Consider the following 24192-nt stretch of genomic DNA (forward strand, 5'->3'; position numbering starts at 1 on the left):
AAGAGAGATTATTGGGTTTATCCGAAAGCGCCAAACCCTTTTAACTTCTTCTTTCTTGTCCTACCCTGCGGGAAGCTACTTCTCTACGAGACGCTGCGCGAAGGTGTCTATGCGTACTTTGCGGTAGCCTGCGGCAAGCTGCTGACGCTCCTTCTCTGCGAGACGCTACGCAAACGTCGCTACCGCTTCGCTAATGCGTCTACGTTTTTCTTTTTTATACTTAAATATGGTTTAGCGCATCTTCATACAGAATCGGTATGAGTTTACCTCTGAGCGCAATTTCATGCCAAAGATTTGTTTTTTTAACCTTTTGCTAGCTGTTTCTTAAACTTCTCGGGATAGGTTGAAGTTGATAAGTACGAATTAATACTAATAAAGTATGTAGCTATTTTTTGCTATTTACTTCGGTCTTTCATGCTGATCTTGTCTTATGTTCGCCCAAACGCTGAAGTAAGTTATTGCATCTATCGTTTTGTGTTTATGGGAGGCGCTCGCCTCACAAATCAGTGTAATCGCTCTGCTGGGTGTAGCGATCGCTTTTGGACTGTTTACGAAGTGCGGACAACTTTGGATAAATCCCAAGAGCGATCGCACTTAATACATCGCTTCGGATCATTTTGTTGATTTTTTGAGAATCTGAAACAAACTAAAGAGGTTAAATAATTCCTATGGCTTTAACACAAGGGGATATTGCTTTTATATCCTTCAATGCCGATGAAGATGGCTGGTCTATTGTTACATTTGTAGATATAGAACCGAATACAACGATTTATTTCACTGATAATGAAGCTACTAGCACGACAGCTTTTAACACTGGTGAGTCTTATTTTCAATGGACATCAGGATCTAGTACGATAAATGCTGGTACAGTAATTCGCTTTACTGGAGTTGATGTTGCCACCCTTGCTGCATCAGTTGGAACTCTCTCTCGTGCCACGGTATCAGGTAGCAGTAACTACGGTCTCTCTGCAAGTGGTGACGTTATCTATGCTTTTCTTGGCTCTAGCGCAGCTGCTCCAACTACGATTTTAACTGCGGTATCATCAGGAGATGTTGTAACGCCTGGTGATCCAATTGCAAATGCAGGATTAACGGTTGGAGTTAACGCAATAGTATTAAGAACTAGTGCTGACTATGGTGAATATAGTGGCTCTAGAACTGGACAATCTAGCTTTGCAAACTATAAATCTTCAGTCTTTAATGTTAACAACTGGACGGTTGATCAAACTGATGGTAATTATACCACAACGGCTCCAAATACCACGAATTTTGCGATCGCCGCATCAACCCCCACTGTCTCGCTCGCTGCCATTGATGCCAATGCAGCCGAAACTGGTAGTGACCTTGGCACTTTCCGGATCTCTCGCACAGGCAGTACCACCGATGCCCTAACGGTAAATTACAATGTTGCCACAGGTGCTGGACAAGCTACAAGCGCAGATTACACACCAACCCTAACAGGCACAGCAACCATCGCTGCCGGACAATCCTTTGTTGATATTACTATTACACCTGTGGATGATACGACAGTTGAAGGAACTGAAACTGTCACTCTGAATCTGAATAGCAGCGCCAACTATACTTTGGGTGCTACTGCTAGTGCAACAGTAGCGATCGCTGACAACGATACGGCGGTAAGTTCCATCGATCTCTCCACCTACGTCCGCATCGGACGTTACGACCTACCCGAACCGACGCGAACCACGCCGCCAACAAACAGCTTGCTGGCTCAAGAAGTCTCGGCAGTTACCTATAACAAGGATACCGACACGCTGTTTGTTGTCGGTGATGGCGGCAGAGCGATCGTGCAAGTATCGAAGACGGGACAATTAATCGACTCAATGACGCTAGCTGCTGGCAGCAGTCCCCAAGGAACGGAATTCTACGATACAGAAGGGCTTACCTATGTCGGTGACGGTAAGTTTGTCTTGATTGAGGAGCGAGACAGACAGGCTAATTTATTTACCTATGTCCCAGGAACCACCCTTACCAGAAGCGATGTCCAGACCGTAAAACTCGGTACGACGGTCGGAAATATTGGCATCGAAGGTATCTCCTATGACCCACAGACTGGTGGCTTCATAGCAGTTAAGGAGATTACACCCGAAGGAATTTTTCAAACTAATATCGATTTTGCGGCGGGAACTGCGAGTAACGGTTCGCCCACCACAGTCAACTCTACCAATCTTTTCGATCCAGCATTGGCTGGGCTTGCAGACTTCGCGGATGTTTTCGCATTGTCGAATCTATCAGCCTTGAACGGGCAACCTGACTCCAGCCACCTGCTAATCTTAAGCCAAGAATCGGGCAAGATCGTCAACATCGATCGCACTGGAAACATCTCTAGCTCATTAACCATCGTCTCCGATGCAGGTAATCCTTTGTCCGTTGTGGATCAGGGGAATGAAGGAATCACGGTAGACAAGGATGGATTGATTTATGTCGTTAACGAGAATGGCGGAGGTGATATCGATCACCCTCAACTTTGGGTCTATGCACCATCCTCATTTACTTATGCGAATCAAGCCCCTGTAGCCGTCAGTCTTGCAAATACCGTCACCAGCTTGTCAGAAAGCACTAGTACTGCAACTCCCTTTAAAGTTGCCAACATTATCGTCAGTGATGACGCTTTGGGAACAAATACCCTCAGCTTGACTGGTGCAGATGCCAACTCCTTTGAGATTACGGACAATGCTTTGTTCCTGAAAGCGGGAACCACCCTAGATTTCGAAACTAAGACCAGCTACAACGTCAGCATCAATGTAAATGACACTACCGTTGGCAATAACCCAGATGCAACTACGGCATTTACCTTATCAGTAACCGATGTAAATGAGAATCCCACCACCAGCAGTATCTTCATCACTGAAGTAGCTCCCTGGAGTAGTGGCAATTCGCCCGTCGCCGCAGACTGGTTTGAGCTTACCAACAAGGGTTTGAGCGCCATAGATATTACGGGCTGGAAAATTGACGACAACTCCAATAGCTTTGCTACATCTGTCGCCTTGAGCGGTATTACAACTATCGGTGCAGGTGAATCGGTAATCTTCATCGAAGGAGCTACCGCCAATCCTACTTTCCTATCCAACTGGTTCGGCGCAAACCCACCACCCGGCTTGAAAATCGGCAACTACTCTGGTTCAGGCATAGGCTTGGGTACGGGTGGCGATGCTGTAAATATCTATAATTCCACTGGTACTTTACAGACTAATGTCGTCTTTGGAGCATCTCCAGCCGCAGCCCCATTTGCCACCTTCGATAATGCCTCCTTGTCAAACAATGCCACGATCGCAACACTGAGCGCTGTGGGAGTCAACGGCGCATTCGTCGCTGTAAATTCAAGCGTGGAAATCGGCTCTCCAGGGACTATTGTTTCGTCTCTACCTACAATTGCGATCGCAGCCCAAGATGCCAATGCAGCCGAAACTGGCAATGACCCTGGCATCTTCCGCATCTCTCGCACAGGCAGTACTACCAATGCCCTGACGTTAAATTATACTATTGCCACGGGTGCTGGACAAGCTACAAGCGCAGATTACACACCAACCCTAACAGGCACAGCAACGATCGCTGCCGGACAATCCTTTGTGGATATCACCATTACACCCGTGGATGATACGACAGTTGAAGGAACTGAAACTGTCAGTTTGACTCTGAATAGCAGCGCTAACTATACTTTGAGTACTGCTACTACTGCAACAGTGGCGATCGCTGATAATGACGCAATTCGGATTCACGACATTCAAGGCGCGGCGCATATCTCACCCTTGAGAGGTCAAACCGTTAGCAATGTAGCGGGAATTGTCACGGCTACAGCTAGTAACGGTTTTTACTTGCAAGACCCTAACCCAGATAGCGATGTTCGCACTTCTGAAGGTATTTTCGTCTTCACCTCAGCAGCACCAACTGTATCCGTTGGCGATTCTATATTAGTCAGTGGAACAGTCACGGAGTTTCGTCCCGGTAATAATGCAAATAACCTGACGGTAACACAAATTACTAGCCCCACAATTGTCACCGTTTCCACTGGCAATGCTTTGCCAACTGCCACAATTCTGGGTAATGGCGGCAGAACTATCCCAACTACAGTCATCGATAACGATACTACTGGTAATATCGAAACTGGAACCACCACCTTTGACCCTGCCCAGGATGGCATCGACTTCTACGAAAGTTTAGAAGGAATGCGAGTACAGGTTAATAACCCAGTTTCCACTTCACCCACTGGAAACTTTGGGACATCACAAGAAATTTGGGTACTAGCAGACAATGGGGCAAATGCCACTGGTAGCACATCTCGCGGTGGTAGCCTAATTAGTGCCTCAGACTTCAATCCTGAACGGATTCAAATCGATGATCTCAGCAATGCCTTAGTGCTACCTGAAGTGAATGTTGGTACGCAACTTAGTACTGTTACTGGTGTCGTTAACTACGACTTTAGCAACTATGAAGTTTTAGTATCCGCTGCTCCCACAGTAGTACAGAACAGTACCCTGCAAAGAGAAATCACCAATTTAACTCCCACCACTGACCAATTGACAGTTGCTACCTTCAACGTCGAAAATCTTGACCCAAGCGATGGGGCAACCAAGTTTAACAACCTTGCCAGCCGCATTGTTAATAATCTGAAATCACCAGATATCATTAGTCTGGAAGAAATTCAGGACAATAACGGAGCAACGAATAATGGTGTAGTTGATGCCAGCACCACCTTCCAAACATTAATTAATACCATTGCTGCTGCTGGTGGCCCCACATATCAATATCGCCAAATTGACCCAGTAAACGGTACAAATGGCGGTGAACCTGGGGGAAATATCCGAGTGGGCTTCTTATTTAATCCTGCTCGTGTCAACTTTGTAGATCGCCCCGGTGGTACTTCCACCTCCAGCACCACAGTTACCAACGTCTCTGGTGTTCCTACTCTTTCTGATAGTCCTGGTTTGATTGACCCCACCAACTCGGCCTTTACTAGCAGTCGCAAGCCATTAGTTGGTGAATTTACTTTCAAGGGTGAAACTGTTTATATAATTGGCAACCACTTCAATTCTAAAGGTGGTGACCAACCATTATTTGGCGTGAATCAACCGCCAACCCTCACTAGCGAAGTGCAGCGTCAGCAACAAGCTACCTTGGTGAAAAACTTTGTCCAAAGTATTTTAGCGATCAACCCTAATGCCAATGTAGTAGTAGCGGGAGACTTGAATGACTTTGAGTTCTCCAACCCTGTCACCACTCTAGAAAGCGCTGGACTAACTTCCTTAATTGAAACTCTGCCTGCAAACGAGCGTTACACCTACAACTTTGAAGGCAATGCCCAAACTCTCGACCACCTTTTAGTTAGTAGCAACTTGCTTGGCAAGCTAGATGCCTATGATGTAGTTCACATCAACTCAGAGTTTGCCGATCAGGATAGCGATCACGACCCTAGTGTGGCTCGATTTAATTTAAATGATGCTCCCACAGCGATTGCATTGAGTGCTACAAATGTCAATGAAAATGTGGCTGCCAATACTGTAATTGGTACATTTAGTACTACAGACCCGGACACCGGCAACACTTTCACTTACAGCTTAGTTTCTGGAACTGGTGATGCTGATAATGCTGCTTTTGCGATCGCAGACAACACCTTAAAAATCAACGCTTCCCCAAACTTTGAAACCAAATCTGCTTACAGCATTCGGGTACGCAGCACCGATAATGGTGGACTTTTCTTTGACAAGGCGTTGACCATCCAAGTTAACGATGTCAATGAAGCTCCGACGGTAGTGCAACCCCTTGAAGACAGAATCATCTCCACAAGCAAGCTTTTCTCTTTCAACGTCGGTGACAAATTTACTGACATCGATCAAGGCGACACCCTGACCTACACTGCTACGGGCTTACCCACTGGCTCTGATATCGCTAACACGGGTCTGATATTCGGCAATATCTCCCAAGCTGGCATTTTTGCCGTCACTGTTACTGCTGCTGATGGCAAAGGTGGCAGTGTTAGCGATACCTTTGACCTGATTGTTGCCAATAACAAGGCGACATCTGGCAACGACATTATCTTTATCGACCAACTTGTTGGTGTGAGCGTATTCAATGCTCTAGGTGGCAACGATCGCGTGATCGGCACTGATGCCAATGAGACACTCAGTGGTGCAGCAGGCAATGATTACATTGATGCCAAGGGCGGTAATGACTCTCTCTTGGGGAACGATGGCATTGACACACTTTTAGGTGGGGCAGGTAATGACATCCTCGATGGTGGAGCAGCCGATGACATACTTCTAGGTGAACTTGACAACGACACACTTCTCGGTGAAGGAGGAAATGATAGCCTCGATGGTGGAGCAGGTAATGACAACCTCAATGGTGGAGCAGGTAATGACACCCTTCTAGGTGGACTTGGCAATGACATCCTGGCCGGAGGTGGTGGCAGTGACCACCTGATTGGTTGGGGAGGTGGTACAAACGAAATTGACCAACTCAACGGCGCTCAAAGTGCAGATACTTACATTTTGGGTGATGCTAGTTCAGTTTTCTATGCCAAATCTGGCAATGGTGACTACGCTGATATTGTTAACTTCAAAGCAAGCGATCGGATTCAGCTGAAAGGATCTGCTGACAATTACTTCTTGGGGTCAGCATCAGTATCTGGATTTAGTAGTTCATCTGTGGGCATTTTCGCCAATAATGGGACGCAATTAGAATTAATTGCGGTTGTGGAAAGCGGATTAAACCGCAATTTGGCAACAGATGCTCGGTTCGTGTTTGTCTAAGTCTACTTTTTCTAAGATAAAAAGGTGCGTTATGCCTTTGCTTAACGTACTGTGACAGGCTAGATCAAAATGATGCGTTACTTGGTTAACGCACCCAATAGCGCAATACTCGAGTTTAAGTCTGTCCCTTTCTGAGTTGGAGAGGGACAGATTTTCCAATACGGTTCGGTTAACGTTTTAATATTTTGAATATCCTCCCAACCCCAATAGAGTTCAGATAAGAGCAAAACACTTGTAGAGACGGCGATTTATCGCGTCTCAAAACCCCAAAATTTTTGCCAGTAGTCCTTAAATGAACCGTATTGGGTTCCACCGTTGAACGATTGCGCTAAATTAGACATCTAGTAAAAAAGAATGTAGAGACGTAGCAGTGCTACGTCTCTACAAAAGTTTCAAGCCACGCATCATTAATTTCTGGAGATGTCTATTGCCTATTTTTCCGTCTCCAGTTGCTCTCGTTGCTTACCATACTCCCGAAGCTGTTTTAACAAGACTTCTTGGGATGAGTTAGGAATAGACGGACTGGGGGTTCCTTGAAGGTTGATGTCATTACTTTCAAAATTAGCAGGTGAAGGATTAACTTCATAGACGGGTAGCGATTTGTCAATAGACATTGCTTGTTGGGTTGGTGCTGGGGTAGGAATTAGATTATTTGGTTTGCTCACAGCAGCTTTGACCGAATCTAGAGTAGTAGCAACTTGTACTTGTTGCTGCATATCTTGTGTAGAAGAGACTAAACCACTTAAACCATTCACCAATTGCCGCAAATTTTTTCGGAAATTAGGATCGCCTGTCAATTCATCCAAATCAGATGTAATTTTTTGGGTATTTTCAAAGGTGACTCGTGCTGAATCTAAAGTTTGTTGCAGCAGCACCGCATTTTTAGGATCGTTTAAAGTTTTAGAAGCATCGCGTAAATTAGCTGAGGCTTGCGCTGCATTTGCTGAAAGAGCTTCTAAATTGTTGAGTAATTCTCCTTGAGTCAATCGATTAACAGATGGTGATAGGCTACTGACTGTAACACGTAGTTGGTTGCTGGTTTCGGTGATATTATTTAAAGCGCCAACCAGCGAAGAACGATTTGTTGTCAACAGATTATCCAGGTTGTTGAGCAAACGATTTGCTTGAGTTGCAGTTGTACCGAATTTATTTACTGTTTGATTTGCAGATGTATTAAGTTGGTTTGTCGCTCGTTGTACTGAATTAGCAGTGGCTGAAAATGTATTTAATTGTTGTCGCAAGCTTTTAGTCAAACCTTGTAAATCCTGACTTAGCTCAGTAAAACTAGATGCTGCACTTGTGGTAGTTTCTAGAACCCTATTGACATTTCTATAAAATTTGGGGTCATTGTATGATGAGGCTAGATCGGTTGAACTGCGAATTAATTCATCAACACTGATGCCAATCTGACCTTTTAAGCGAGAGCCATTACAAACAATGAGACTGGAATCGCAACTTCTATCTAGGGGTCTAGCAATTACAACCCCAGCCGGTAAAGTTGTTTTTGGTGTAATGTCAATAATACTTTCGCTAATTAATCCACTTTGATTGGCTTCCACCACGACATTGCGGGGGATAATTAAGTCAGTTTGGGCAATCTCAATTTCTATATCAATTGCATTCGCTTTTGGTAGAACCTGAGAAATAGTTCCTACTTTAACACCTCGATAGCGAACTATTGCTCCCTTTTGCATCCCGCCAGCGTTAGCAAATTCCACAATAATTTTGTATGAACGGCCAGCAGCAGTAAATCTATTTAACCACAAAAAGAGTAACCCAAATACTCCTAGTCCTACTAGGAGCAACAACCCCACAGAGCCTTCTCTAAATGTTCGCCCAGACGCGAAGCGGCTTGTCATAAGACCTCGCATATTTTTCCTCTACCCAATAATTAGTTATGAGTTGGGAGTTATGAGTTAGGAGTTATGAATTGAATTTAACTCTCATTCCTCATTTTTCACTCCTCACTTTTCACTTTTCAACCGACGACTTGAATCGGCCCTTGCACGCTTCCACTCATAAATTGTTTGATCAAGGGATTTTCTGTGTTGTATATCTCACTAACTGTACCCTGCCACTGCACTCTACCTTCATAGAGAAATATAAGTCTATCAGCTGTACGGCGGATAGTGCTGTCCTGGTGGGTAACAACAGCATAAGTACTACAAACACCATGCAAACATTGCAAATAGCGGATTAAATCTTCGATTACAGTTGAGGCAATAGGATCGAGTCCGGCTGTTGGTTCATCGTATAATAGAACTTCTGGGCCTTCTGAGGGATTATCGGGGTTAGCCATGATTGCACGGGCAAAACTTACCCGTTTTCGCATTCCCCCGGAAAGTTCGGCGGGGTAAAGGTGGCTTATTGATGGCAAACCGACCATCTCCAATTTTTCTTTTACCAAATCTCTAATGCGCGATCGCGACAGCTTTGAATTTTGATAAAGTAAAAATCCCACATTCTCCTCCACCGTCAGCGAATCAAATAGCGCCGCCTGTTGAAACACCATACCAATGCCAACTGGCTGTCCACCATCCTCAATCAAACCGTCCCGCCGCACTCCTTGCACATAAATTTCTCCTTCATCAGGAGCTAGTAACCCCGCCATCACCCTCAGAATTGTTGATTTACCAGTCCCTGATGGCCCAATAATCCCTAGTGCTTCTCCCCGGTAAATGGTCAAGTCTACATTATCTAGAACTTTATGGCTACCAAAGGACTTAGAAACACCTTTTAGTTCAATCAATGGTTCAGTCATTAGTTATTAGTCATTAGTCATTGGTGAGCCGATGCCTTGGGCAGGTTCCCCAATTTGTACCCTTACAAGGAAGCAAGCTACTGGCAGGTCATTGTATAGTACATTATAAGTATATGATTGGCATTCTAATTAGCAAACTTTATTTTTCTAGCATAATATTTACTTATTTGCCATTTTCGATGTCGCCAAATCTTTTCAACCCAAAGCTCAGGAATACACCGTAGTAACTTAATGTCTCAGTAAAGGGAAACTAAGACTCCAGTTATCCGTCGAAATTAGCAAATCCATTTAATAGTATATTCAGGGTATTAGAGGCTATAACTGCTCAAACAAAAACCAAGAGAAAATTAACCATTTAATGCAAGATATAGCAATTCTATTTTTGGAAATCGAATTTTGCGAACTACTAACTTATTTTAAAATCTAGGCTTGTTTTTATTTAAAAATAATTTGCTATTGCTCTACAAATATTTAATTGATTACCCTCTGAAGTTATCGCCATTAGCAAATTTATTCTCTAAGTTGAGAATATTAATAATATTTTCCTAAATCTTGTAGTTGCCAACTACAAGATTTATTTACTAATATTGTAATAATTACTAAAAAAAACCAAAGTAGAGATTATGAGTAGCAACTTAGAACAGTTTGCAAGTGATAATTCTTCTGGTATTTGTCCAGAAGCAATGGAATATATGATTAGAGCAAATCAGGGTAGTGTTCCAGCTTATGGGAATGATGAATGGACTCAAAAAGCAACAGATTATTTTCGGGAACTCTTTGAAATTGATTGTGAAGTATTTTTCACCTTTAATGGTACAGCCGCAAATTCTTTATCTTTAGCTGCCCTTTGCCAGTCATATCACAGCGTGATTTGCCATGAAACATCTCACATAGAAACAGATGAATGTGGCGCACCTGAATTTGCATCTAATGGTTCTAAACTTTTACTTGCTCAAGGGAAAAATGGCAAGTTAACATCAGAATCTATAGAGGCAATTGTCACTAGACGCACTGACATTCATTATCCAAAACCTAAAGTTATTAGTATTACCCAATCAACTGAATTAGGAACTTTATATTCTATTGAAGAACTTCTAAAAATTAAAGAAGTGGCCAAAAAGTATAATTTAAAAATTCACATGGATGGCGCTCGTTTTGCAAATGCAGTTGCCGCTATGAATAAAAGCCCTGCTGAAATTACTTGGAAAACTGGAGTAGATGTATTATGCTTTTGTGGTACTAAGAATGGAATGGCATTAGGTGAAGCGATTCTTTTCTTTAACAAAGAGTTAGCAGAAGATTTTGATTATCGATGCAAGCAAGCAGGTCAGTTAGCTTCAAAAATGCGGTTTATTTCTGCTCCTTGGTTAGGTTTATTAGAAACTGGTGCTTGGCTAAAAAATGCTAGACACGCTAATCAATGTGCTGAATATTTAGAAAATAAACTGTTAAATATAGAAGGCGTTGACTTGATGTTTCCCAGAGAAGCGAACGCCGTATTTGTAAAATTACCTGAACAAGTCATTCACACCTTAAAAGAAAATAACTGGCAGTTTTATACATTTATCGGTGTGGGAGGAGTGCGTTTTATGTGTTCTTGGAACACTACACAATCAAGGATTGATGAATTGATTGATGATATTAACAAAGCAATCATAGCTATCTGATTGGTAAAAATTGGCGTTATCTAGATATCCGATTTATTTAAAAATTCGGGTATCTAATATCAATTACATCTGAGGTTGCTCCCAAACAACCGGATTTGATATTACTTGCTATGAAACTTCAATTGCATCTTTGATTTCTGCCACAATCCCAGATGCTTATTTTTAGCATTAGCTTCTGCAATTAAATATTGGGTTTTGCTTTCGTAGCAATTTTGTAAAGATTCTCTGTCAACAACAGCATTACCTGACTCTACCAAAAGGAGATTGACTGACCGATTATCCACAAAGACTTCACCAACTGTCCGACCATTTTCGAGTTGTTCTATCCTTCTAATCACGACAGGAGTTTTAGGTGGTAGTAGCTGTTTTAACCTTTGTGTCGCTGCCGCCTTTGGTGCATTAATACACGCTAGCTTGACTGGAATTGTTTGTCCGGCATTATTTTTAACCAAAATTTTGTTTCCGTCTGTAATACCAACTACTGTAGCTAGCACCAACATTAGTTCAAGTAATTCCATCATTTTGTATGTAAAAATTTATGCATGAATATCATGTTATTGCAGTACTGAAGTTGCTAGTGTGAGTTAAATCACAAAAGACTATTTAATTGATAAATCCTTTGTAATCTTCAATTAACTTTGCCAAGCGGGAAGCAAGAAATGGACTTGCATCCTGCAAAGCTTCATAAATCTGAATACCCTCTTCTCGATATCGAATAATTTTGTCTTGAGTCCAATAATATGGTGGTGCTTGTAGGTTAGTGATTCTATCTGCTAATTTCACCATCCATATTTCTTTTGGTTGCTTTTTTATCCTTTGTAAACTATCTGTCATTTGGAGATCTTTTGCTAAATCTTCATCTTTAGTCAGTGCAAGTACACCATTAGCTACTGATTCACCAAATTCGGCTCTGATTTCTTCAAAGGTTGTATTAGTATCTTCGATTGTGTCATGCAAAATAGCACATTGAATAGCAAGATTTCCATCATGTTCTGTTTCCACACTGAGGGCTGCAATTACTTCCATGCTCACAAGACTCAAGTGCATAAGGTAAGGTATTTCTGAACCTGCCATTTTCTGACCTTGATGTGCGTATTCTGCTTTTTTTAAAGCTTTAATATAAATGTCTTGTGACCAGTTTTTTGGGCTGAGTTGATATTTTTCCATTTATCGATTTTTCTCATGAAGTAATGCAATACTGTATCTCATAATCCTAAATTATAATCACCGTGGCAGAAGAAGCGCTTGACTTCAGTCTGCTCTATTTACGATGATGTGGTTAAGTTTATTTATATCTAAATACTTGTAAACTAAAAATTACAGTAGTTTTTTTACTGAGTGTATAAGATAAAACATTTTAAAGGGAAATAACTATGACAGTCAATCTACAAGGAATATTACAGCAGCCGGGACAAGGTTCTTCATACTGGGTGCTTGGAGATTTGTATACTTTTAAGGCAGTGGGTGAAGAAACTGGTCAAACTTATGCTCTAGTTGAGATTACTGTTCAACCACAAAACGGTACACCTCCCCACATTCATAGTCACGAAGACGAAGCTTTTTTTATTCAAGAGGGAGAATTAGAATTTCAGCTTGATGAGCAAATTATCTTAGCAACTCCTGGAACTTTTTTCCACTCTCCCAAAGGTCAACTCCACAGGTTTTCAAATATTAGTGCAAAACCAGCAAAATTACTTTGTTGGTTTACACCAGCAGGGTTAGAGAAGTTTTTTATGGAAGTAGGTGTGCCAGTCTTAGACAGAATACAATTACCTAGCGTTAGTCCCGCAGATATGGAAAAAGCGGTGGCAGCTGCTTCAAAATATGGTATTGAAATTATTCCGCCGTCTGCTGCATCTTCGCAGGTATAAGGTAATATAACTACAAGCGATCGCAGTTAGACACAACACAACAGTATTGGAAAGTCTCAGAGGAGCGATCGCTAACTAAGTAATCAACATTTCTATTTGAGAGTTTCAATATGAAAACGCTTAAATGCTCTAGCTGCTTCTGGAATTAGCTCAATATACCAATACCCATTGATTTCATCTGCAAACCAACTAATTATTGCAAGTGCCGGTTGCCCAAATTCATCATCTTTTACTCCAAAGAATTGGCAGAACTTTCCACCTAAATGACCAATTTGGCCAGAAGAGTCACCATCATATCCCGCCGCTTCAGATAACTCCCAAGTGCGTAATCTGCGATTATCTTGCATAAAGTAACAATGCTCATACAACTTATTCAAGATAGCTTTGTGTCCCGGAGTTAATTCTTCATAAATTGAGTGGAATGCCTCTAAATATTTTTCCTCTGAAGGAATATAACGTTCAATATCTTTCAACACTCTATTCTTCCTCTTTTGATTTGAAAATTCGCTGGTAATAAGTAAAATATTATAGTTTGCCCTCCCTAATTCCTTGAGGGTGGGTGCTTCCGCAATAACGTTAAAGAATCTTTTAGGGCATTTTAGCTTCTACTTGCAGAAATGTCTTACCAAAGATACCTGTATTTAATATTACCCAATTTGATGTATTTTATTTAACCACGATCGCCAGTTAAGATTTTAGAACTCTTAATACCATTCTCAGCACACTAGAGGATTCATAATCCATAATCCAAATATTGATCCCAAGAAAAAGTGTTGAGTTATGTGTATAGAATTTGGGCGGGAAATCAGCGGCAATCTTGACACGGCAGAGTCACGGGAATGGTTAGTTACTAATGGTATTGGTGGTTACGCTTCTGGAACTGTGGCTGGTTTATTGACACGCCGCTATCACGCACTACTGGTAGCAGCATTGAAACCACCTTTAGGTCGTACCTTACTACTGGCAAAACTAGATGAAACTATCCTGTATGACAATCGCTCTTATTCTCTAGACACCAATCGTTGGGCTGATGGGACTGTCAGCCCTCACGGTTATCAAAATATTGAACGTTTTTCTCTGGAAGGTACAATTCCCTTATGGCGTTTTGCTGTTGCCGATGCCTTGTTAGAAAAACGGGTGTGGATGCAACAAGGTGCTAACACAACTTATGTCCAATATACTTTGCGTCGTGCCACGCAACCTCTGAAGTTGACCCTCAAAGCAATGGTCAACTACCGCGATTATCACAGCGACACCCAAAGTAATGGTTGGCAGATGTCTATTGAGCAAGTCGAACAAGGGATTTGTGTAACTGCTTATCCAGATGCTGCGCCAGTGTATTTATTGAGTGATAGTGGTAGCGCATCTGTCGCCGACAATTGGTATTATGGCTTTGACTTGGCTGTTGAACGCTATCGGGGATTGAGAGATAGAGAAGACCATCTCCATGCTGCAACTTTTGAAGTTACACTAAATCCTGGGGAAGCGCTGGCATTTGTAGCCAGCACAGAAAAGCAAGCAAATCTCAATGCCGAGGCTGCACTTAAGTTACGTCGCGCTCAAGAGCAGAAGCTAATAGGAATTTGGAAAACTAATCAACCCCTCAAGACCAAGGAATCACCTACCTGGATCAAGCAACTAATACTAGCTGCTGACCAGTTTATTGTTGACCGTCCAATGCCAGAAGACCCCTACAGTAAGACTATCATCGCTGGTTATCACTGGTTTAGCGATTGGGGACGCGACACCATGATTAGTCTACCTGGTTTGACAATTTCCACTGGTCGCCCAGAGGTAGCACGCTCAATTCTTCGCACTTTTGCTAGATATGTAGACCAAGGAATGCTGCCTAATCGCTTTCCTGATGCGGGCGAGCAACCAGAATATAATACAGTCGATGCGACTCTCTGGTATTTTGAAGCAGTCCGCGCCTACTACAGCGCTACGGATGATGATAATTTGCTTGGTGAACTCTTTCCTATACTTGCAGACATCATTGATTGGCACTGTCGCGGTACACGCTACAATATCCATCTCGATGCGGCCGATGGCTTACTTTTCGCTGGCGTTGCAGGTGTACAACTGACTTGGATGGATGCCAAAGTTGATGATTGGGTAGTTACGCCCCGAATTGGCAAACCGATTGAAGTTAATGCCCTCTGGTATAATGCTTTACGGACAATGGCAAAGTTTGCCCGTCACCTTGGTAAACCACACCAAGAATATGAGGCAATGGCAGACCGGGCTAAGTATAGATTTTCTCGCTTCTGGAATGACGAGACAGGTTATTGCTATGACGTTCTAGACAGTCCTGATGGTGATGATGCAGCATTGCGACCTAACCAAATATTTGCTGTTTCACTACTAGAAAGCCCGCTGACTCCTGCCCAGCAAAAAAGTGTGGTGGAAGTTTGCGGACGAAGGCTGCTGACTTCTCATGGATTGCGATCGCTAGCCCTCGATCACCCTCAATATCAGGGTAAATATGGCGGCAATCAGTATCAACGTGATGGAGCTTATCACCAGGGGACAGTTTGGGGTTGGTTATTGGGGCCATTCGTTTTAGCACACCTGCGCGTCTACAAAAACCCTGAGCAGGCTCGTCAATTTTTAGAACCAATGGCTAATCATCTCACTGCACATGGTCTTGGTAGTCTCAGCGAAATTTTTGATGGTGATGCCCCGATGACTCCACGGGGATGTATTGCCCAAGCGTGGACAGTGGCAGAAGTTTTACGTGCTTGGCTGGCGACAGATAATTGATGCGCTTACCTGTTACCCCACCCAAAGTTGAGTAAAACAGCTGCCCATCAGCAATTTCTACGATCCGCTTAGTTCCATCTTTACTCTCTATTACATCTACAGAAAAGAATTGACTTCCAATCCGTTTTGCACATTCTTTAAGGATCTCTGGAACTTCGTCATCTGGTAAAACTTTTGCTGCTTTACCAGATTGAGAAATCAAGAAATTTGCACTTTTTCAAAACTTTTAAGTATGATTATTAACCATGAATATATTAAAATACCCAGTTAACTTTGCTTCCTTTTGTGTTATCGCCTGTATTATCGCTTCTACAGCTGCGGTAATTGCTCAACCGAGACCTTCACAAACCAATTCGGTAATAAAACTAACACCGACTCAGTTAAAAGTTTTGCGATCGCTAGGGTTAAAAATAGCATTACCAAGTTACGTACCCGCAAATTTTCATGCCGACAAAGTATTGGTTGAGGCTGGGCGTGAAAATGTTCAGAGCTTGCGTTACTTAGTTGTTTACCAAAATTCAAGTGCAGATAAATGCTTTGCGATTGAGTCAGCATCTGGTGGTATCGGCGACTTGCCCTCTGGATCACGCAGTTACCCGATAAATTCTCCCATATTTGGCAAAAGCGTCTTGGAGCAAGGATTATACGGTAATGCCAAACAACCAACATTGCTATCGCAGTGGTTGGGTTCACAAAATGGCCCCTTTTACAGATTTGTTGGTACGGGAGTATTACCAGAATTGTCTAATTGTAGTAATGTTACTCCTCAAGAAGCAGTCAAAATTTCGCAGTCGGTTCGCTACTTAAATTAATTGACTACATCTATTAAACCGGAGCTTCTTCATTTATTGGAGTTCAATTAAAACCAATAAGCTATGACAATTATCTATTCAGGAATTTCCTGCGTCTTTTAAAAAAAATACCAAGAATCTCTGTATATTTACTCTATTTAGGAGGACATAGAAATATGTCTAAACAGCAAGAGCTACTTTCAACCATTGTATTCATACAAGAAGACATACGAAAGTACAAAATTTTAAGGTAATTCTCATCGGAAATTAATTTAATTACTAGTAAATTAATTTAATTTATTATTAGAGAAATATTTGCAGGGTTGAGAGGACGATTAAAGAAAAATATTTTGCAATCTTTCTGGAATGGCTGCACTTTTCATTGTAGGTATACAACAAAGATAAGTTTAAATCATCTGTAACTAAAAATTTAGCGGTTAATAGTAACTTTACATTTAGCATTTTGATTTTTTTATTGATATATCTTTATTTCACACCTAAAACGTAACCAGAAAAGTGAAGCAAATCAGAAAAGTTTGGATAAATATAGACCCATTTTCCTTACAGTCACGTCTCACAATTGGTATTGCTGCATTCTCAGGTTTGGTATTAGGTAGCCTCGCTACATGGACTAGTTGGAAAATGCAGCAAATATTAGTTGATAGTCATAAGTATAATATAGAACAAATCGCCAAGCGTTTGCCGCAAGATGTGCAAATTTATAGTGAAATGATGCAACCTGAAACTGGGTTGCAAAAGGCTATTAATAACTTGGCAAATACCAACATCTTATTATGGTTGAAAAGTCCTGATAATAAAATTTTAGTAAAATCTGCCACTTTAGATTTGGTATCCGATACAAAAGTAGCTGAGTTAATGTCTTTAACTAAGATGCCGATTAAACCACAAGTTTACAAAGTCAACGAAAGCTATTTTGTTTTATGTGGTAGTTCTGTACAAGTGCAGGGTAAGTTATTGGGTGAGTTATTTGTAGTCAAGGATATTACCCGCGAACAGAAAATGTTTCTGGGAATGGTGCAGAGTTTAACTATTATTAGTGTTTTGGCAATTATTATTTTAACTGCTGCGATCGCATTTTACATCCAGCGTTCTCTGCAACCTCTACGTCAGCTAAATCAAATGGCTTCTGTGATTTCGGCTGAAGATTTAGGACAATCACAGCTATCGGTTGAAAATGCACCCAGCGAAGTTAAAGAATTAGCTCAAACTTTAACTATGCTGTTATCACGACTATCTCAATCTTGGAAGCAAGAACGAGAATTTGTGAGTAATGTTTCTCATGAATTACGCACACCTCTAACCATTGTACATGGTTACTTACAAAGCGTCTTGCGAAGGCAAAATAATTTAACACAAACCCAACAAGAAGCTTTAGAAACTGCGGCATCGGAAGCTGAACGCACTATCCGTCTACTACAAGATTTACTTGATTTAGCACGAGCAGATAATGGTTACTTATATTTTCAAATGAAATCTTATGTGCTGAATGACTTGGTTGAAGAAGTGGTGATGATGGCAAAAAAATATAGCGATCGCATAATAAAAATCGAGTCAGAGATGGCTCCAATTGAGGTTAAAGCAGACTACAGTCGCCTCAAACAAGTATTATTGAATTTGATTGATAATGCTATTAAGTATTCTGAGACTGATACACTGATAGTTTTTAAATTAAATCAAGTTGAAGATCGGGCAATAATTCAAGTTTGCGATCGAGGCTATGGAATTCCTTTGCAACAGCAAGCAAGGATATTTGAAAGATTTTACCGCGTAGATGAATCCCGCTCTCATACTACTGGGGGTTGTGGTTTGGGTTTATCTATTGTCAAGACACTTGTTGAGGGTATGGGGGGTAGTGTCAGTGTCCAATCAAAGTTAGGGGAAGGGAGTACATTTACAATCAGTTTACCGACATATAGCAGTGCTATCTAAATTTTTAAAATATCCTCTCAAGAATCAGAACTTTTATAGAGGAGGAACCACCACAACTCTAGTCCAATAAAGGCTAAACCACCGATCGCAACACCAACTTTCAAGCCCAAAGGTTGTTCTATGTGGTTAAACTGGGTAGTTTGCTCTGACGAGTGGGCTGGCATTTCTGCTAATGTTACACTTGGTGTCCCGGCGAGAAGCGCTAAAGCTGTAAGGCTTCCGCAAAGCATTTTTTTACTGAACATTTCTTAATTTAACCTGCGATTATGAGATAGCTTTTGGTTGAAATTTACGCAATCTGAGGGCATTGCTAACAACAGAGAGCGAAGAAAGAGCCATCGCAGCCCCGGCGATAATTGGATTGAGTAACCAACCAAATATTGGGAATAAAATTCCAGCCGCAATGGGAATACCAATGACGTTGTAAATAAAGGCAAAGAAGAGATTTTGCTTGATATTGTTGATGGTGGCATGGCTGAGTTGAATTGCTGTGACAATTCCTTGCAAATCTCCAGAAATTAGGGTGATATCGCTAGCTGCGATCGCAACATCTGTTCCCGTACCAATAGCAATTCCCACATCAGCCTGTGCTAGGGCTGGTGCATCATTTATACCATCGCCCACCATTGCCACAATTTTAGATTTTGAATTGGGAAATCTCTCTATCTCCCCTTGTAGAGATTGGATAATTGCTGCTTTCTGATCTGGACGCACTTCAGCAAAGATTCGCTGAATGCCAACTTCTGCTGCGATCGCATCAGCCGTTTTACGATTGTCTCCAGTAAGCATGACTACTTCTAAACCTAACTTCTGTAATGCCTTCACTACTGCTGTTGATGAAGGTTTCAGGGCATCGGCAATACCCATAATTCCTTGTAGTTCGCCATCTACAGCAATCAAAATGACGGTTTTACCAGCAGTTTCCCAGGCATCTTTATACTGCTGAAGAGTCATGGTGTTAATTCCAAGTTCTGTTAACCAGCGTTGCGTACCAATTTGCACAAGCTGATTTGAAACAACTGCTTGGACACCACTACCTGCATTAGCCTGAAAATTCTTTACCTCTGTTAAACTCACCTCTTGAGACTGGGCGTATTTCACCACCGCTTCAGCTAAAGGATGCTCAGAATTCCGTTCCACCGTTGCTGCTAACTGTAAAAGCTTGATTTCATTCCCATTAGCCGTACCGTTAACAGTCACAAAGTCTGTAACGGTTGGTTTCCCCTGAGTCAAAGTGCCGGTTTTATCGAGAACGATGGTTTGAATTTTGTGTGCTAGTTCTAAGCTGTCTGCACCCTTAATCAAGATGCCATTTTCTGCACCTTTTCCTGTCCCCACCATGACAGATGTGGGGGTAGCTAAACCCAAAGCACAAGGACAAGCGATAATTAGTACACCCACCGTTGTCATTGTTGCGAGGGTGAGGTTGCCAGTAAAATTAAACCAAATGACGAAAGTGGCGATCGCGATCGCAATCACGGCTGGTACAAACCATCCTGTAACTTGATCTGCCAAGCGCTGAATTGGTGCTTTAGAACCTTGGGCTTGTTGCACTAATTTGACAATTTGAGCCAAAAACGTATCATTTCCGACTCGTGTCACCCGAAACTGAAATGCACCCGCACCGTTAATCGTCGCCCCAATCACCTCATCTCCTGGCTGCTTTTTGACTGGCAAACTTTCACCCGTCACCATCGCTTCATCTACTGTCGAAGCGCCTGCAATCACCTCGCCATCGACTGGAATCTTTTCACCAGGACGTACCAAAATCACATCGTTGATTCTGACTTCAGCGATGGGAACATCAATTTCCAAACCATTACGGATAACTCTGGCATCTCTGGCTTGCAATCCGATCAGTTTGCGGATGGCTTCAGAAGTTTGTCCCCTAGCGCGATTTTCCAATAACCGCCCCAATAAAATTAAGGTAATAACAATGGCTGCAACTTCATAATAAACATGAGGTATCAAGCCCTGGGCAATAAAAAATTTCGGGAAAACAGTCACAAACAAAGAATATATATACGCTGCACTTGTACCCAAAGCAATCAGCGTGTCCATTGTCGCCGTATGGCGCTTGAGGGTTTTCCAGCCATTGCGGTAAAAAGATCGACCACACCAGAAAATGACAGGTGTTGTCAGCGCTAATTGTACCCAAGGATTTTGCAAAAAGCTGGGAATTAAGGAGAAGTTCAGCCCAGTCATCATGGGCAAAGACCCCAAAAATAGGAAAATGCTGATTACACCTCCCACAATTACCTTGAGGAAAAGTTCGCGTTGTAATGCTTGTCTACTCGCAATTTCTGCATCATCTTCTTCAGAGAGCAATTCTTCCTGGAGTGAATAGGAAGAATATCCCGCAGCTGCGATCGCAGTTTGAATTTTCTCTAAATCTGCTAGAGAGCGATCGTATCTAATGGCGGCTTGTTCTGCTCCAAAGTTAACGTTGCAGTCAATCACCCCAGGAACAGAGCGAATTGCCTTTTCGATGTTGTTGGCGCAACCAGCGCAACTCATACCTCGAAGTTTGAGTGTGAGAGTATCCATAATTAGATAGAACCCCTGTGATTGATGCGGGAGGATCTGAAAGTAATTCGTAATTAAATTATTTGGGGATTTAGACCCCAACAGGTAAATACCGCCAACAATTACGAATTACGAATTACGAATTACGAATTAGTTAGCAACTGGATAGCCAGCAGCAGCCAACGCTTCCTTAATTTCTGTTTCTGATGCTTGAGTTTCTACACTGACAAGCTTGGTTGTTAGATCAGCCTGAACGCTTGCATTGGCATCGACTGCTTGAAGTGTTTTGGTGATGGTGCTTGCACAAACAGAACAAGACATATTGGGAACTGTGAGTTGGAGAGTCATAGATTTACGGGATAAAAATAAACAACCTAGCCAAACCAAGTTGGATGACTGAAGGATAACCGTCAACAATCAGAAATTTCTGGTTGAGAGTCCCCTTGAATTCATACTAGACTCTCTAGTCGGCTGGAGAGTCTAGAGAATTTTAAAAGTTTTTAGCTAAAGTTCAAATTTATTTACAGATGTAGTATATAAAATGCAAAGAATACAAAATACTACAAAACACTTGTTTTCCAATGCAAGTGTAAGACTCCATTACCTTGTGTGAAGAACGCCGCATTGAAGAAGCACCAGCCGCCTATAAACCGATTCAGTCTGTAATTGATGTGCAGGTTGAGGCAGAAATGGTAGACGTTGTGGCGCGATTGAGTCCTGTATTGACGTTTAAAGCCTAGCCTCTAAATAAAAAGCCCCTGGTCAACGCCAGGGGTATCCATCTTTATTCCCTAATATTAGAATCGCATCTGTGAAGCTCTTACAAATCCGTATGAATGCAATTAACGCATAATTCTGATGATTATTTTGCAATCAGTTAGATGGAATTTACCCTGTGTCATTAATGCTACGGTGTACACACAAGTGAGATCCAGTTTTAGTTTTATCCCAATACGCTTGAGATAAGACAGAAAGCCCTCATATAGAGACGTAGCTAGTGCTACCGTCTCTACAAGGATTTTGGATAACGCATATTTAATTTCTGGAGATGTCTAATCAATACTTTATATATTTTCTTTTTTCGTATGAAATTACCCAGCGTAGCCTGCCTCCACAGGGACACGCTATCGGCATCGCTTCTCTTCACTCGATCAGAAAATAGGTTTAGCTCAGTGCTAAACCTATAGATTTAGTGCTTAAGTAGACATTTCAGATTAATTTAGACTGACTCTTACTTTAGTTCATCTTCCTATAGACTGTATCCAAATTTCTTGAAGACTTGTACATAATAAAAGGCTTGGTTAAACCAAGCCTCTATATATACCAAGCATTTACTACACCAAGATTAATTTAGACTGACTCTTACTTTAGTTCATCTTCCTATAGACTGTATCCAAATATTCTGAAATCTGATAGCACACTTCCTGTTTACTCGTAAAAAAAAGGTTTGGCTGTGAACCAAACCTCAATAATTGCTGTGCTTAACAACGTACAAAATTAATTTAGTTCTACTCTGTATTACAGTTCATCATCCTAGAGGATGTGTATAAATATTCAGAAATTTGGTATTTCATAACTTGGTAAAAATATTAACTATTTTTTTGAAAAAATACACAAAAAATCTATCTAAAGTTAATCCTATTTAAAGATTTCTGGATTAAGCTAAAGGCTCTAATCACCAAGGTAGATTCTGATATATCCTCTCTTTATTTTTATGCTCAATCCACTGTATAAAAATATCACCTATCAATTTACTTCTAATCTGACGAAAGTCTACCTTTTACTTATAATTTTTCAAAAAAAAGACCCTGGAAGAATATCCAGGGTGCATACACGTTTTTCAGGCATTAACAGGCTGAATAATAACTTTGTAAAATAGTTATTTCTACTATCTATAGAATGATACGAATATTGATCTATATATGGTATTGATGGTTTTTTGTTGCTTGTCCTATTGATACATAGTATTTAATAATACTAACAGGCATATTTTGATTAGCTTTTCTATTTCTTTAGGATAGTGTTAAACATTGTTTAACATGATATGGATATATTATTAATAGGAAGTTAAGGGAAATTTTGAAAGTAATTTTTGATTAATACTCATACATCAATTACGAAATCGAGGGTCAATATCCTGCGAGTACTCCGTTGAAGTGTAGACCCTCGCCGATGCCTTAGAGAGGATGCAGGATAGCATATATGAGCTATTTTTTGGCTCACTAACTTGAAATATGTTGTATGTTTCAGTTGGTTAGTATCAGTCACAAAAAAGGCATGGCTAAAAGCCACGCCCTATATATACCAAGTGTTTACCATACATTGCTAATTTATAATTACTTTGATTTGAGTTCATCTGTCTAGAGTGTGTTGACAGACTCTAATGATAAGCATGAAAAAAGGTTTAGCACTCAGCTAAACCTTAATTGAAAGCAGTTATTCGACACACCAGAATTAATTTAGAGCTACTCTTAATTCTGGTCATCTCTCTCTAGGGTGTGTACAATAATTATAAAATCTGGTATCCAGTTTTATCGATAATATGGGAATTAGTTCAACCCCCTTTAGATAGATAAATATTTCAATAGATGTGATTAAAAATAAAATTGATCGTAGATAAAATTAATAGGCATTAATGGTCTAATTTAACAAAGCTTAAACAAAATTATTCTCAAGTTTTTGGTTGCATTAAACTCAATACGTTTCAGTTAAGAAGAATAGTAGTGGTCTATCACATTAATTCTGATAGCTGAATCAAATTTCAATTGATTTTCTTTCCTTCTTCCTTTACGCTCTTAGCGTCTTTCTCTAAGGAGACACTGTGCATAGCTTGCTTCGACCTAAGAGTATGCGGTTCGTTCTCTTATCCTCAAATGTAATGAGACAGACTACTAGGTTGGGTTGAGTGTAAGCTTTACTCAGTAAAGTCTTGATAAAAGCTGTATATTCTCTTCACTGTTGTTTTTGTAGTATAGAATACTCACAATAATCTCAATAGAATAATCTACAAACAAATTTATGCATAGGTGTGGCCCGTCGTAGACATCGCGCTATAGTTAAAGTAGTAGATAACCTTGGACAAAAGATGAAAAGCTG

16 protein-coding genes are annotated in these 24192 nt (G+C 41.1%); 8 read left to right on the forward strand and 8 right to left on the reverse strand.

Features of this window, described 5'->3' with window-relative positions; all coding sequences use genetic code 11:
* The first annotated feature begins 414 nt into the window (after positions 1-414).
* Together GNF10_RS05735 and GNF10_RS05740 are read left to right on the forward strand one after the other, a co-directional pair.
* Entirely contained in the window at positions 415-624 is a 210-nt protein-coding gene (locus tag GNF10_RS05735; protein WP_185584850.1) for a hypothetical protein, read from the forward strand.
* 44 nt (positions 625-668) lie between these two features.
* Positions 669-6767 (forward strand): SdiA-regulated domain-containing protein, encoded by a 6099-nt coding sequence (locus GNF10_RS05740; RefSeq protein ID WP_185584851.1) that lies wholly within the window; start codon positions 669-671, stop codon positions 6765-6767.
* A 431-nt stretch (positions 6768-7198) separates the two neighbouring features.
* Here the strand turns inward: GNF10_RS05740 and GNF10_RS05745 are convergent, their stop codons facing one another.
* Together GNF10_RS05745 and GNF10_RS05750 are read right to left on the reverse strand one after the other, a co-directional pair.
* The gene (locus GNF10_RS05745) at positions 7199-8638 is read right to left on the reverse strand and encodes an MlaD family protein (protein WP_185584852.1); all 1440 of its coding nucleotides are present in this window, start codon (positions 8636-8638) and stop codon (positions 7199-7201) included.
* 107 nt (positions 8639-8745) lie between these two features.
* Complete coding sequence (locus GNF10_RS05750) at positions 8746-9528, reverse strand: ABC transporter ATP-binding protein (RefSeq protein ID WP_185584853.1); 783 nt, start codon at positions 9526-9528, stop codon at positions 8746-8748.
* A gap of 623 nt (positions 9529-10151) precedes the next feature.
* Here GNF10_RS05750 and GNF10_RS05755 point away from each other — a divergent pair.
* Complete coding sequence (locus GNF10_RS05755) at positions 10152-11195, forward strand: low specificity L-threonine aldolase (RefSeq protein WP_185582005.1); 1044 nt, start codon at positions 10152-10154, stop codon at positions 11193-11195.
* Positions 11196-11296: 101 nt separating this feature from the next.
* Here the strand turns inward: GNF10_RS05755 and GNF10_RS05760 are convergent, their stop codons facing one another.
* Positions 11297-11716, reverse strand: a complete 420-nt coding sequence (locus GNF10_RS05760) for a thermonuclease family protein (RefSeq protein WP_260446233.1) — start codon at positions 11714-11716, stop codon at positions 11297-11299.
* An 82-nt stretch (positions 11717-11798) separates the two neighbouring features.
* Positions 11799-12362, reverse strand: a complete 564-nt coding sequence (locus tag GNF10_RS05765) for an HD domain-containing protein (RefSeq protein WP_185582006.1) — start codon at positions 12360-12362, stop codon at positions 11799-11801.
* 206 nt (positions 12363-12568) lie between these two features.
* On the opposite strand from GNF10_RS05765, the gene GNF10_RS05770 reads away from it, so the two are divergent.
* A complete protein-coding gene (locus GNF10_RS05770) occupies positions 12569-13066 on the forward strand; it encodes a quercetin 2,3-dioxygenase (RefSeq protein ID WP_185581168.1) in 498 nt (165 codons plus the stop codon).
* 92 nt (positions 13067-13158) lie between these two features.
* Here GNF10_RS05770 and GNF10_RS05775 read toward each other — a convergent pair whose 3' ends face one another.
* Positions 13159-13542, reverse strand: coding sequence for a hypothetical protein (locus tag GNF10_RS05775; protein ID WP_185592556.1), 384 nt, complete (start codon positions 13540-13542; stop codon positions 13159-13161).
* A gap of 304 nt (positions 13543-13846) precedes the next feature.
* On the opposite strand from GNF10_RS05775, the gene GNF10_RS05780 reads away from it, so the two are divergent.
* From GNF10_RS05780 to GNF10_RS05790, 3 genes are all read left to right on the forward strand, one after another.
* Positions 13847-15829: an amylo-alpha-1,6-glucosidase gene (locus tag GNF10_RS05780; protein WP_185581166.1), complete on the forward strand. Its 1983-nt coding sequence runs from the start codon at positions 13847-13849 to the stop codon at positions 15827-15829.
* Between the two features lie 245 nt (positions 15830-16074).
* Positions 16075-16641: a hypothetical protein gene (locus tag GNF10_RS05785; protein ID WP_185581165.1), complete on the forward strand. Its 567-nt coding sequence runs from the start codon at positions 16075-16077 to the stop codon at positions 16639-16641.
* Positions 16642-17136: 495 nt separating this feature from the next.
* Positions 17137-18570 (forward strand): cell wall metabolism sensor histidine kinase WalK, encoded by a 1434-nt coding sequence (locus GNF10_RS05790; RefSeq protein WP_185581531.1) that lies wholly within the window; start codon positions 17137-17139, stop codon positions 18568-18570.
* A 17-nt stretch (positions 18571-18587) separates the two neighbouring features.
* Here GNF10_RS05790 and GNF10_RS05795 read toward each other — a convergent pair whose 3' ends face one another.
* The 3 genes from GNF10_RS05795 to GNF10_RS05805 all read right to left on the reverse strand — a co-directional run bounded on the left by GNF10_RS05795 (position 18588) and on the right by GNF10_RS05805 (position 21444).
* Positions 18588-18815 (reverse strand): hypothetical protein, encoded by a 228-nt coding sequence (locus GNF10_RS05795; RefSeq protein WP_185581532.1) that lies wholly within the window; start codon positions 18813-18815, stop codon positions 18588-18590.
* 19 nt (positions 18816-18834) lie between these two features.
* Positions 18835-21117: a heavy metal translocating P-type ATPase gene (locus GNF10_RS05800; RefSeq protein ID WP_185581533.1), complete on the reverse strand. Its 2283-nt coding sequence runs from the start codon at positions 21115-21117 to the stop codon at positions 18835-18837.
* A gap of 129 nt (positions 21118-21246) precedes the next feature.
* A complete protein-coding gene (locus GNF10_RS05805) occupies positions 21247-21444 on the reverse strand; it encodes a heavy-metal-associated domain-containing protein (RefSeq protein ID WP_185581534.1) in 198 nt (65 codons plus the stop codon).
* Positions 21445-21701: 257 nt separating this feature from the next.
* Here GNF10_RS05805 and GNF10_RS05810 point away from each other — a divergent pair, with 257 nt between their 5' ends.
* Positions 21702-21836, forward strand: a complete 135-nt coding sequence (locus GNF10_RS05810) for an RtcB family protein (protein WP_260446076.1) — start codon at positions 21702-21704, stop codon at positions 21834-21836.
* Positions 21837-24192: the final 2356 nt, after the last annotated feature.

Origin of the sequence: Nostoc sp. UCD121 (genome assembly GCF_014222285.1) — a bacterium.
Lineage (GTDB): Bacteria > Cyanobacteriota > Cyanobacteriia > Cyanobacteriales > Nostocaceae > Nostoc.